The sequence below is a fragment of the Deltaproteobacteria bacterium genome (assembly GCA_018668695.1).
In the GTDB taxonomy this organism is placed as follows: Bacteria; Myxococcota; XYA12-FULL-58-9; order XYA12-FULL-58-9; family JABJBS01; genus JABJBS01.
The window spans coordinates 23,792-37,122 of record JABJBS010000409.1 but is presented as its reverse complement, the minus strand read 5'-3'; the positions used below and the strand labels follow the sequence as shown (position 1 = coordinate 37,122).

The window sequence follows — 13,331 nt, the reverse complement described above, 5'->3', positions numbered from 1 at the left end:
CCGTCGCACCTTTATCAGCCAACAACCAAGCCTTCTCGGAGAATTCAATATCGTCAACTTCAGAAGCGGGCTGCTCAGCCAGTGCGAAATTGGCGAAGAATGTTGCGCCCTCTCCCCAGGTACTTTCAACTCCAACCGACGCACCCATTTCTTCAGCCAAAGACTTTGCTAAAGCCAAACCCAAACCTGTGCCTTCATACTCACGGGTCGCGGAATCCTCAATTTGACCAAATACCTCAAAGAGCTTTGCTTGGTCCTCTTGCTTGATACCTGCCCCTGAATCACGAACATAAAGAATCACACCCTGGCCTGATTCGTCATCTTCCAAGCCAAGCTCAATCGTTCCACCTCCCTCCGTGTACTTCAAAGCGTTGGACAAATAATTGAAGATTATCTTTTCCAGAGCATCTGGATCTGCCTCCACCACTCGTATCGCTCCATCGATACGCATCGCGAAATCAATACCTTTCGTAGAGCAAGCCGAGTTGAAGTAGTCTCCGCAAACATAGAGAAATTGGTTAAGATTCACGGGCCTTAAATTCAATGTCTTTCGCCCTGCGTCCAGTTTTTGAAAATCGAGGAGTTGATTCACGAGCCGCAACAAACGGCGTGCATTGTTGATGGCAACTCTTAAATCGTCATCACCAGAGTAGCGCGCCGAAGCTTCCTCTAACGGATTAAGAATCAAGGTGAGAGGAGTACGAAGTTCATGAGACATATTCTGAAAGAAAGAAGTTTTCTGCTTATCCAAAACTTCAAGTTCGGTTGCGTAACGCTGAGCATCTGCTTTGAGCGAGTTGGCCACTCGGGTCTGCTCTTCAAGTTCCGAGGTTCTCTCTTGAACCTTCACCTGCAACTCAGCAGCAAAACGCTCCTGAACGTCCAAAGCCTGACGTAGTTCGCGAGTCAGGTTGGGCCCTGAGAACAAGAGCGTAAAAACGAGAACAAAAGTGGGGCCTGCCACATCAATTAGAACCGCGTACTCAACAAAGAGAAAATAGCCCGAAAGCCACAATGCTGAGAAACTAAATATAAAGAAACCAAGTGCAAACTTAGGTCTTAAATAAAGCGCAGCTGCCGAGAGCAATAAAACGAAGCAAACATAAATAAATTTTTGGAAGAGCTTTGAACGCGAAGCAAAGTGCAGCAAAAAATCGCCGTTCAATGCGTTGTCGAGTACGTTTGCATGGCCATAGATGGTGGCTACCTCACCAACGCTTGGAACATAGATTTTGTCGTGGCGTCCCCTCGCCGTCACCCCAATCAAAACGAAGGAATCTTTGAAAGACTCTTGAAGGGTCTTGGTGTCATTTTGTTGAACCAGGCTAAGAATATCTAAGAAGCTTTCGCTTCGCCAACCAGACTGATTCTTAAACTGAATATAACCCATGCCACTGGGGTCGTCATTTAGTCCACTTACACCTGCGCCGGAGCGGCTGACCATCTCAACCCCAAGAGCAATCCATTTAGGCGAGTTGACCTCCGCTTTCCCAGGCAATGCAAAGGGAACACGTCTAACGACGCCATCATCACCTATATCCAAGACTGGGTGGCTGAGAGCTGGTTGCGTGGGAATCAAAACCTCTATCAACGGTTCCGTTGCAGACGACGGCAGCACAATTTTTTCAGCAGCGGTGATGGCGTCAGCGAATTCCTGATCGTCGTCTTCGCCCCACTCGCTGTCCTCAGTAAAGAGCATATCTGAACCAACGACTTGTGCTCCATGAACCCGAGCAGCTCGCAACACTCGGCCCAGGTCGGCGCGCTCCAAAGGCCAACCAAAAGCGTTATGCGTTTTGTCGTCTATTTCAATGACAAGGATTCGAGGGTCTGGAGCACGCTGGTAACTTTGCGACTTAAAGTAATCCCACGCGATTCCGTTAAGCCTTTCAAATCGGCCCTGACTATCGGCGTATGATGCGAGGAATCCAATCACCAACGGTGCAATGACAAAGCCCAGCAGGTATTTACGGTGGGTTTTCGCTGCGTATTTACCGTTCATTGGCTCAAAGTCTTGGTCTAAGGGTTCCTAGATTTGAGGTCAGTCTAGCACACAAGCACGGATAGAAACGAATGCTACATGTCGTTTATGGACTTGAATCTTTTCTTGTTCAATTGCGAGGTCTCTGGGGCGTGATTACGGACAGGTGGCTCCCACCGCATCACCATTATTTTGCACACTGACGATACCACCGACGGAATTTTCGCCCAGTCCTTCTACCAAAGCCTCAGCTTCGTAACAGGGAAGGGATGGGTTATTAAGAATGTTTAAGTTCATTCCAACAAGCTCAATATTGCTGAGCGCATCAACAGAGCGAAGACCATCATTATTGTAGACTGATAAAGAAGCACCCACCACACGAAGAGCCTCAAGCCCACCTAGGTGCTCCAATAAGTTACAATTCTCAATCTGAACATAACCCGAAATAGCCCTCAGAGCTTGTAGCCCGTAGAGGCTTTTCAAGGATTGCACCTGCAAACGGTCATAAGCAATATCCAGCGTACCTTCGATTCGTTCAAGGCTGGATAGAGGCTCCAGATCTGCCATCGCCAAAGGGTTGATAAAGACATTGCCCTGAATCACCCCATAGCCACGTAAGTCTTCCAGCTGCTGCCGGTTGGTCACGATGACACTGCCAGTATAAGTCAAAACTGACTCGGACTCAGGATCCGTCACCTCAGCGTTGTCCGGACCTTCGGATAGCTCAGTTGCTCCTTGCTCTTCTCCGCAGCCCAAAATGAGTAGCGTGAGAGAGATTGCGATGATGGTGAAAGAGAGCTTCATATCTGCAGCTTAGACCAACGCGGGCACCGCGACCAGAGCCCCTGGAAAAGCAAATAGAACCGATGAATTCACCGCTTTGGGTAACCCCAAAAGAGAGTCGCTCTACCCAAGCCACTTTAGTGTATAATTAGCTGATTTAATTAGCTTTTATATTTTAAAGCAGTCATTTCAAGAACGCGGCGCAGGAGGGACGGCCTCTCAGTCCAAACTTTAGTAAAGAAACCCATCTTCTCCGTGCGAGACCGTCACAATGACCACCGTGTCGTTTCGCACCTCATCAGATAAGAGGTCGTAAGCCGTTTCCAACGAGACGGCGTGTTCATCAGCATAGGCTACAATGTGTAATATCTGCTTTGACCAAATATCTTCGTCACTCATGTTGGCGGTACTCGCATTCACACCCGAGAGCTTTTGTTCAAGAAGAGCTTGCGCCGTCTCAACAGTGTAAGGGTCCTCTCGTGGAAAACCCACGGCCCGGGTCACGCTTACCCCTAGGACTGACTGGCCTACCCGAACCAATAAGTCAGTCTTTTTACCCGCCGGATCATCGTAAACAATCTCCGTCTCGGTTTTCAAAAGCTCGGCCTGCTCACACCTTGCCAACACCTCAAAAGAGAAAACCTCAGAGAGCAAGGAGCTGCCACCGGCATTACCATCTGCGATGATCTCCTGCCCGCCTTCTGTCAAAAGGAGTAGATCTTCTTCGTCGTATGGGTCATCCGAGAAATCGATGCCGTTGATAACCATCATCGGTTCCAGTTGTTGACGAACCTCGGGCTCCAAAAACCCGCAGAGACCTGTAATGTCACCGAACCCTGGGATCGCTCCTCCACTGGGTTCGCAATCAGCAGGATCGGATTCATCGCTCGGCTCTGAGTCGCTGCCGTCCGAAGGGTCGCTTAGGTCGCCTGCGTCATCCGGCTCTGCAGGCTCGGCATCGTCGCCCGGTAGATCGGTCTCACCGGTTCCTGCGGACGTAGATGCATCGACATCGCTTGAATCAGCTTGTTCATGCTGTGCTGAGTCGTTTGTATCGGTTTGGCTACACGCGGCCACGGTCCACGATAAAACGATGAAAACCAAAAAGTAGCCCATGAAGATATATCGCTGCATCGTGTTCCCTTACCGCCATTTAACCTGGTCCCAACCGTCGCCTTTTTACATAAGTGCAAACGCTAACGCGGCCAGTATTCCCGCACCCAAGCGGCCTGGAGTGTAAGTCTATCATTTGGTACCCTTTCACCTGCAAGCTATATCCTCCCGACGCTATGGATAAGGAAAATTAACTTGGACACCCGTGCACTCACTTGGCTTTCCAATCTCCAGCGTCTTTCAGCTTCAGCGGCAGAGCTTCTCTACGGAAATATTGGAGCGGTCGAACGACTCGACTTCACAGTTATCGGACCTGCCGTTAACCTTACAGCTCGTATCGAAAACCTGACCCGTTCGCTTCAATCCCCGCTGGTCGTATCGGGAGGGTTTGCAGCCCATCACCCAGATAAACTAACAAGCGCCGGGTTCTTAAACCTCAAAGGTTTCAACGAGCCTATTGAAGTATTCACGCCCAAGACAAATGTTAAACCACAACAAATAAGCGATGAACCGGAATGACTTTCACGCTCATTCCTAGAAATCCTTACCTAACTAAGATTTCCCTATACGGCTTCGGGCCGTAAAAAACAGGAGCCGTAGATGTCTCAAGAAAATCCCCCTGAAATGTATTACCGCATGCTTGGAACCACCGGGCTGCAAGTGTCCGTTCTTTCTTTCGGATTTTGGGCAACCTACGGCGTTAAAGATGGTCTCACTGAAGACGACGGCGTGGCCATGGCGAAAAAATGCATGTCTGTCGCTCGTAAGAGTGGCATCAACTTATTCGATAATGCCGAGACCTATGGGAACCCCATGGGGGCCGCAGAAGAAGTCATGGGTGAAGCGATGAGCCAGTTGCGGGACGAAGATCCCGACCTATGGCGCCGCTCTGAAGTTATTATCACCACGAAAATCATGTGGGGTGGCTCGGGCGTCAATGAACGCGGGCTATCCAGAAAGCATATCCAAGAGGGTCTCGATGCTGCCCTCGAGAGGTTGCAACTTGATTATGTAGACCTTGTATTCTGTCATCGCCCCGATCCACTCACGCCAACTGAAACCGTGGTTCGCTCCATGACTGACATGGTTCGCAGTGGGCGTGCAACGGCTTGGGGTACAAGCGAATGGTCAGCACAGCAAATCACCGAAGCTGTGTGGATGGCCCGTAGCCTTGGTTTAGAGCCCCCACAATTTGAGCAGCCTCAATACAATATGCTCAGCCGAGCACGGGTAGAGAGTGAATACCACCCACTCTATGCCTCGCCGTATCAAATTGGGACAACCATATGGAGCCCACTTGCTTCAGGCATTCTCACGGGGAAATACAATGACGGAATCCCAGAAGGTTCGCGGCTCACGCAAAAGGGGTATGAGTTCTTAGTCGGTATGCTCGATTCTCATAAAGAAAAAGGTACAATTGAGAAAATACGAAAGCTTACGGATTATGCATCGAACAAGCTTAGCTGCAGTATGACCCAGCTGGCTCTCGCCTGGTGTATTAAAAACAAAAACGTATCCACAGTTTTACTTGGTGCCACCAAGCCGGAACAACTTGAGGAAAACCTGGGGTGTCTTGCGGTGCTGGAAAAATTGACCGATGACCATATGAGCGCCATCGAGGACATCCTGCAAACCAAGCCACCGGCTTATATGGGATACGGCGGCCAAGGAATGCGCGGTCTCAACACCATTTAGGTGCTCTTAAAACCAGGGCGTTTAACTGGCTGGCTTTACCTCTTCGGCCTTTACCGGCTCCCCTTTGGGCTTCGTTTCTTTCGGCGGCTTCAAATGGCCGGTCTTTGTGAGAACCTCGAGTAGCCGCTCCATGCTGGCTTGGCTTTTCACAACCCACTCATTTTTAACTTCGATACGCTTGGCAACCTTACAGACCTTACGAAAGGCCGTTAACGACTTGCGCAGTAAAACGGAGACCTTCTTGATCAACTCATCCTGGTAGATGACTTTTTCTTGCTCTGTAATCCCAGGAGGCGACGGGACCTTTACAATCTCTTCGTAGAGCCGCTCATAGAGGGCACCTATTTTGTAGCCCGCGGCCGTAGCCCAATACGCGTGACCCGTCCGAATAACTTGCAAGTAGCCCTTCTGTGCGTCCAATAACCACTTCGCTTTTCTTTCCAGACTATCGAACACCCGCTGCTTCTCTTCTTCGCTTTCATCTTTAGGCGATTCAATCACCGCATCTTGCATCAAGATTTCTTTAATCAATGTTCGGTTGTAATGAATCTGAGCCAGACCATAGGGATCGGCATAGCCCTCTTCACGGTCACCTTTACGATAAGCATGGTAAGCTTGCCAAAAATATTCCTCAGCTAACGTAAAGTCTTTTTGTGCCAGCTCACTTCGCCCCATCTGCGTGAAGGCTTCAACTTTGTCGTACCAATCAATGTCTGGCGTATAAGCGATGTTGCGCAATATCTGCATCGCCATCTTATGATTGCCTTGCTCTAGAAAAGCTTTCCCTAAAAACAGGCGAGCATCGGCTGTGAACTTATGGCCCGGGAAATCTCTAAGAAGCTTTTGAAAGTTCTTTTGAGCTTTTTCAAACTCTTTCAACTGCATCTGCACCAAGCCCAGATTATAAACCGCGATACTGAAGTCGGCATGCTTCTCGTAGGACTTGGTAAAAAGCTGATAACAGAAAGAAGCTTTTTGCCAATCGCGCGCGGTAAAGGCCTCGGTTCCAACTTCAGCAAGCTCGGCTGCAGTGTAAGTTCCTTTTCCAGTGCATGAGTCTGGCGCAATACCGATTACCGTTGCGCCAAGTTCGAGTTTCTTCGGAGTCTCATCTGCCGTTGCGGAGGCCGAAGCCAATTGGGGTGCTGGAGCTGTCCTTGGCACACAAGCCACCAAGAGCGACAAGCAAAACAGTGTTCCCGTAAATCTCACCAATACTAAATTCTTCATTTGACACCTGCCTTACGCTTCACAGCAACTGCCTTAGCGGCAGTTAAGACTTCATAGCTTGCGCCCGCTCGTCCAACCGTCACGACCATAGCCATACCTTCAGCTGAGCTACCATCGAGCATTTTCCAAGGAATCGCGCTGGCAGAGCCCACATTGACCATCAAGCTAGGACTCTTCACGCCTGGCTTCACAGCCTCATTCTGTGCATTCACACCGCGTCCGCCCGACTCCAAGATATGACCGAATATGCCAAAAGAGATTTTGTCTTTGGCCATCATGGTGTTGAGCATTCCATCACCAACATTCGTGCCATCGTGAATCACATCTAAACTATTCTTGCCTTGCCCCTTAGGAGGCCCGTGCGACACCAAGAGCAGTTTCTTGCTTTTACTTGCCCTTGCTAAGAGTGAAAGCTTTTGAAGGTTTTTACGCGTATACTTGCAGCCATCTTCTGGATGAATATAGGCAGGGTCGTAATACCCTGGCATCGTCAGCATGGTCACCCCCGCACCTTCCACAAGCCGAATGAAATTAGCATTGAAAAGGTTCGAATATTTTTCCATCGCCGCCAACACGTGGTCATTGAAAGGCGCTACAGATTCTCCATTGCCAATGCTTACAAATACCGGCACCCCACTCTTACCTAGAATCTCCAATACAGCGGGCAAACCTTTCGAATCGTAAGCCAGGTCGCCATTGGCGACTATCCAGTGCACTTTCTTTGCTTTAAACGCGGCGACGAAGTTTTCGATATTGCTTAGAGTTAAACGTGTTCCATCTTTGGGAGCTGAAATCACACCGACACGCGTTTGCGCTCTGCGGCGTGGCTTAACTTCAACAAGCTTCGTGCCCTCTAAACGGTAAACGCTTTTACCTATTTTAAGTTTCGGCTTTTTTCGTAGCTTTGCAAAAGGAGGAAAACATTCCGTTCGGTGACGCGAAAGATAATCTTGCCAGACCTCAAAGGTGTCCCAGTTTTTTGCCTGAGCATTGGAACTCAACAAACCAACAGTTAAAAACAAGAGTACAAAACGTTGAAACATCTTTGCTTCCCCCTCCTAAAAAGCCCCTACTTTAGAAGCTACACTGAGCCCATGAGGCCCAATGTTCGGTAAGCCTTACTCCAAGAAGCTGGTGAATAGCCATTACCATTTCTACTGAAACCACTTATTTTACGAGTTCAAAGACGCACAATAATGCCATCGAGCGGCGCTTCGTCGAAATGAGCTTGAATCTGTATGAGTTTGTTTGGGAATCAAAAGAGAAAGGATGGTGCTGATGCAGGGAATCGAACCCCGGACACTACGGTTATGAGCCGTATGCTCTAGCCATCTGAGCTACATCAGCATCGGCGGCCTTCTTACAGACTCGGGGGCGGAAGTGTCAAGTAAACCCAAGAAGTGAAACAATTTTCACGCGATCAAAGCCCATATTTATCAATGAACGCACCAATTTCGCTTTAAGAGTCTCAACACTGGACATTTACTAAGTATCGAGAAACTTTGTGAGTCTATGGCAGATCTTACCTCTCTTCCTGATTTACTCGGTGGCCGCTACCGCCCTCATGCCCTTTTGGGCGAAGGCGAGAGTGCGCAAGCTTATCGCGCGACCGATACATGGAGGCCCGGTGAGGACGTCGTTCTCAAAATTCAGCGAGTCTCAAGCCCCGTGTCGGCCATGCATCTTCGCAGAGAGTTTGGCCTACTCTGTGGATTACGACATCCGCATATCGTTGAAGTTTTTGAGGTTTTTAATATTGATCGGGCCAATCAAAGCCTCGCGGAAAGACTTTGTTTGGTCGAATCTCTCGCCGAGGGTAGCCCCTTAACCACATGGGCCACTCAAGCTCTGCCCTCCCAAATCGCGGTAGTCGGAGCGCAAATTGCAGCCGCGTTGGCCGCTCTTAGCACCTACAATATCCGCCACGGCGACATTAAACCCGACAACATTCTCGTACGGGAAACTCCCCTTGGCCCGCACGCTGTGCTTATCGACTTTGGATTGGCCACGCGTACCAATCACCAAGGCAATCAGGGAGGGACGCCTCGGTTTATGGCGCCTGAAGCCCTCAACGGCCAAGCTTCTTTGGCATCCGACATCTACAGCTTGGCCGCCACGTTGACTCTTAGCCTCGGTGAGCCCCTTCCCTCTGGACTTGGTCACTCGATTTCAAGCAGCCGTTTTACAAATGAACTCAAAGCCATGAGTCACCCAGAGCCCAGCAAACGGCCCAAGGCCGCCCAAGTGTTTGAGCTCTTAATGCTCCACGCAGCTGAACAAAGTCAGGACGCACTCGAAGCTCTTCAAGACACAGGCATATGTGGTGCCCCGGTGGGACAAGCCCAAATCAAAAATGCAATCCAAGAAGCCCTTCAATCAGGGACTAAAGAGGGAGCCGGGCTGACGCTGGAGGGCGAAAGCGGCGGCGGTAAAACCAGTTTAGCTCAGTGGGCTGCAGGAACAGCTTTTCTAAATGGCTTTGATGTACCTGGCGGCGTTCGTCCCGCGGGCCGCGGTAATCTCGGTGAACTCTGGAGGCTCTGCTCTCATGGTGAACCCCAAAAAACCAAGAAGCCAATCGATGATGCAACCACGGTAAAATGGCAACGGTTTTCTGAACTTGCTCTAGGCCTCGAGAAAATCAGTAAACAACGCCCTACGGCGCTGCTTTTTGATGATGTACCGGCAGAATCACCACTCTTCGAATTCGCAAGCTTTCTAAGCCGTCGGGGCTTTCCAAAAGGTCTCGTCTGGATTCAAACCACGGCGCCTCAAAACCGGCAAACGGATGCCAAAGCCGCTCCACAAGCATCACTGAGTATTCCAAACCTCAATCAGCAAAATGTGGCGGCCATGATCGCTGCTCGGCGCCCCCTGCGACCAGACGATGTAAAAGTCGCTCAGGCTGTCTTCGAGGCGACGGCAGGGCAACCGACACAGATCGAGCGGATTCTTAAAAAACTACCCGGGCGCGAATTACTCAAAGCATCCTCGCGCACAGATCTCGTGCTGCCACCTTCAGAACAGCTCAGTGAACGCATTGCCATCCTCGAACCCGCCGCCCGGCAATTGGCTCTTCGAATCTCGCTGGCACCGCAACCATCACCTCAAGCCTGGTGGGTTCAAGAATCTAGAGCAGTCTCCAATCGCGACATCGAAACGCTCCTGCAAGCTAAAGTACTTAGCCGCCAGAGAAGTTCTCAAGGACCAGCTGTGAGCATCGCCGGTGAAGGCTTGCGCCATCATCTGGCTGGGCTTGCTGATACAAATGATAAAAGTTACGTCATTGAGCAACTTAAAGCTCAACTGGAAAGATTCCCGGTTGAGGCAGAACTGGGCCTTCTTCTGGTCCAAGTTGGTGACCAAGATCTTGCCGCCAACTCCCTGCTCGCGGGCGCTATAGCCGCACAAGAAAACCTAAACATTAACCGAGCCGCATACCTCTATGAAAATGTATTGGAGGTACTTCCTCCAGAAGACTCCCGCAGGTTCACGGCATGCATGGCACTCGGTAAAATTCTCGTAGCACGGGGGCAGCATCAAGATGCCATTGTCGTCTTTCAAGAGTCGGGCTCTCATCCGACGGCACTTTTAGAGCTTGCCAGTGCACATCTACTCGCTGGGAAATATGAAGAGGCGGTCACTGCCGCCGAACCACTTCTAGCTCAAGAGATTCCGCAGCGTGATTTAGCCGAAGTGATTACAGCTCGCTCACTGCTACTCGGTGCCAAACTTGAGGAAAGCGGCGCGGTTATTCAAACAGCCATCAGCCGTGGTCAGCCTCACCCACTGGCTCCAAGACTCATGGCTACCCGCGGCCTCATCGCCTACTACCGCGGGCAAATGGACGACGCTCGCAAAGACATCGAGTCGGCTTACCAGAGTGCACATGGGCTCCAGGATCCTGAGAATCTGGATCTTATCCGCGCAACCTTGGCCATGCTCCTGCACAAATCAGGTGATCCCAGCGGCGCCCTAACCCTCTATGAACAAAGTCTTCAAGCCGCCCGGAAAGACCACCACCTTCCTCGACAAGTCGTTCGTCTCACGAATCTAGCAGTGTTTAAACACGAGACCGGTCACTTCGAACATGCCGTTAAACTCTACCGAGAAGCGGCCGAAATTGCCTTCGCCATCGATGGCACCAAGGAACAAGTTCGCATCGGCGTGACCCGAGGTAACCTTCTTTTTTTCCTCGGTGAAATAGAGCAGGCCCACCAGCTTATTTCCAAGGCGACAAAGCTTGCACAAGAACAAAGCATGCACACCGAGTGGGCTTATCTTTTAGTGCTGGGAGCAGAGGTTGAAGTTGCGAGAGGCAACCCTCAAATCACGGGAGAAGCTCTGGATTTGGCCATCGAAAAATTTGAAGCGGCTGGTAATCAAGCCGGAAAAATCGAAGCCATCGGCGCCCAAACTCAGGCTCTTCTCGCGCAGAATCAATTTGAACAAGCGCGTGAATTGGCCCAGCAAACCGTTCAAGAAGCACTGGGAATCAAACGAGAGAGAATTGCGGCTCAAGCGGGTGTCTGGTTGGCACTCGCACATCTCCCCAAAGACTCTCCAGTAGAATCTGGCATCCTAGAGGTGAATAAAGCTATTTTACTCGCCGAAAAACTAGCTGAACCAGATATTCTTTGGCCACTCTATCTGGTAGCTTGCCAGCTCTATGCGCGCCGACAGGACACGCAAAAAGCAGCTCAGCTCTACGAAAAAGGTCGGGCGGCGGCCGGACTGGCTTTCTCAAGAATCAGCGGCCGATTCGAAATCACTTACGCTCAGGTATGGCATAGACTCCACCTATGGCGATATCTTCAGGGTGACATGGACTTTACACCAGGACATAGCTCAAAAACCGTCGACCGAATCTTAGCGATCAATCGGGCGCTTTCTCGCGACCATGATCCTGAACGACTCCTCGACCGAATCATCGATGCGGCCATCACGCTCTCAGGTGCAGAGCGAGGGTTTATCATTCTCCAAGACTCAAGCTCATCGGATGGTCTGAGCATGCGTGCGGCACGCAATATGGAGCAAGAAGCCCCAGAGGGCGATGAACAAACCTTTAGCCATTCAATCGCCATCAAAGTGATGGAAGAGGGAAACCTCATTAACACCGTGAATGCTCAAGGGGACGAACGGTTTTCCGAGCACCGCTCTGTGCATAGCCTAAATCTAAAAAGCGTCTTGTGTATTCCGCTTCAGGCACCGCCGCATACCGTTGGGGCGCTCTATCTCGATCACCGGCATCGCGTGAATGCTTTCTCAGATGTAGACAGCTCAATGATTGGCGCCTTCGCTGATCAGGCCGCCATCGCACTCTCCAACGCACAACTTGTAAGCAACCTGCGCAACCACTCCGAAGAGCTTGAAAGTACACGGGCCGAGGTGGAAGAACTCAACCAGCGCCTTGCCCAGGAGCTTAAAGCTCAAGCTGCAGAACTCGACGCTGTTCGTAAAAATCGGACGGAGATAACTTCAAGCGAACCCATGCAGCACGGTATGATTGGAACCAGCAGCCCGATGTTGCAGGTTTTTAAAATCATCAATCGCGTCTCCGACAAAGACGTCCCAGTGACAATCCTTGGAGAGTCTGGGACAGGTAAGGAGTTGGTGGCGAGAGCCATTCACGCCGCCTCACCCCGAAAGGGTCAGTTTGTATCTGTAAACTGCGGCGCAATTTCCCCCGGTCTCTGGGAAAGCGAACTCTTCGGCCATGAGAAAGGCTCTTTTACTGGAGCCGTTCGGGCCAAGCCTGGTCTTTTTGAAATCGCAGATAAAGGCACACTTTTCTTAGATGAAGTTGGGGAGATGCCCCTCGAAGTTCAAGTGAAGCTTCTTCGCGTTCTCCAGCAAAAGGAGCTTCGCAGAGTCGGCGGCACACGAACACTCACCACCGATGCTCGGGTAATCTGCGCCACCAACCGCAACCTTGAAGACATGGTCCGAGAAGCAACATTCCGCGAAGATCTCTGGTACCGGCTCAATGTGGTCGAGGTTCATTTGGCCCCGCTTCGCAAGCGCAAAGAGGATACAAATTTGCTCTTGGACCACTTTCTCGCAAAACACGGTGGACGAACTCCGCCGGCGTTTACCCGACGCGCCCGAGCGATGCTTCTTGATTATGCGTGGCCCGGAAATATCCGTGAGCTTGAAAACGAAGTCCAGCGCGCATGTGCCCTGGCCGAAGGAGACATCATTCCAGATGACCTCTCGGGTAAAATTAAAAAGATGAATCCCAAAGCCCAAGCGCCCATGTCTTTTGGTGGCAACCTCAAAGATCAGGTTGCACAGTTTGAAAGTTCAGTGATTCGAGAATCGCTGGTGGAGGTTGACGGTAAGGTGGCTGCGGCCGCCAAAAATCTCGGTTTAACCCGAGCGGGATTGTACAAAAAAATCAACAAATACGACATAGATGTCAACAAATAGATACAAGCTGACATCTGTGGTAGACATTTTTTGCCAATTAATTATCTAACCTACCGTTTTTATTAGGTATGAACGATTTAGAAGCATGGCACAGATCATG

The 13,331-nt window shown here is 50.5% G+C and carries 8 protein-coding genes and 1 tRNA gene; 3 read left to right on the top strand and 6 right to left on the bottom strand.

The annotated features are described in order from the left end of the window. From HOK28_24410 to HOK28_24400, 3 genes are all read right to left on the bottom strand, one after another. Positions 1–2,002: CHASE2 domain-containing protein (locus tag HOK28_24410; GenBank protein MBT6436254.1), on the bottom strand; the 2,002-nt coding region annotated here is incomplete at its 3' end. A 135-nt stretch (positions 2,003–2,137) separates the two neighbouring features. Beyond that, positions 2,138–2,785, bottom strand: coding sequence for a hypothetical protein (locus tag HOK28_24405; GenBank protein MBT6436253.1), 648 nt, complete (start codon positions 2,783–2,785; stop codon positions 2,138–2,140). A gap of 210 nt (positions 2,786–2,995) precedes the next feature. Further along, complete coding sequence (locus HOK28_24400; GenBank protein ID MBT6436252.1) at positions 2,996–3,898, bottom strand: hypothetical protein; 903 nt, start codon at positions 3,896–3,898, stop codon at positions 2,996–2,998. A 174-nt stretch (positions 3,899–4,072) separates the two neighbouring features. On the opposite strand from HOK28_24400, the gene HOK28_24395 reads away from it, so the two are divergent. Continuing rightward, complete coding sequence (locus tag HOK28_24395; GenBank protein ID MBT6436251.1) at positions 4,073–4,396, top strand: hypothetical protein; 324 nt, start codon at positions 4,073–4,075, stop codon at positions 4,394–4,396. 105 nt (positions 4,397–4,501) lie between these two features. Beyond that, positions 4,502–5,572, top strand: a complete 1,071-nt coding sequence (locus HOK28_24390) for an aldo/keto reductase (GenBank protein ID MBT6436250.1) — start codon at positions 4,502–4,504, stop codon at positions 5,570–5,572. 21 nt (positions 5,573–5,593) lie between these two features. Here HOK28_24390 and HOK28_24385 read toward each other — a convergent pair whose 3' ends face one another. The 3 genes from HOK28_24385 to HOK28_24375 all read right to left on the bottom strand — a co-directional run bounded on the left by HOK28_24385 (position 5,594) and on the right by HOK28_24375 (position 8,149). Then, entirely contained in the window at positions 5,594–6,802 is a 1,209-nt protein-coding gene (locus tag HOK28_24385) for a tetratricopeptide repeat protein (GenBank protein ID MBT6436249.1), read from the bottom strand. Then, the gene (locus HOK28_24380; protein MBT6436248.1) at positions 6,799–7,845 is read right to left on the bottom strand and encodes a hypothetical protein; all 1,047 of its coding nucleotides are present in this window, start codon (positions 7,843–7,845) and stop codon (positions 6,799–6,801) included. Before HOK28_24380 ends, HOK28_24385 begins: the two co-directional genes overlap by 4 nt. Before the next feature lie 227 nt (positions 7,846–8,072). Continuing rightward, positions 8,073–8,149, bottom strand: a tRNA-Met gene (locus HOK28_24375). 165 nt (positions 8,150–8,314) lie between these two features. On the opposite strand from HOK28_24375, the gene HOK28_24370 reads away from it, so the two are divergent. Then, on the top strand, positions 8,315–13,231 hold the full coding sequence (locus HOK28_24370; protein ID MBT6436247.1) for a sigma 54-interacting transcriptional regulator: 4,917 nt from the start codon (positions 8,315–8,317) through the stop codon (positions 13,229–13,231). The last annotated feature ends 100 nt before the right edge of the window (positions 13,232–13,331 follow it).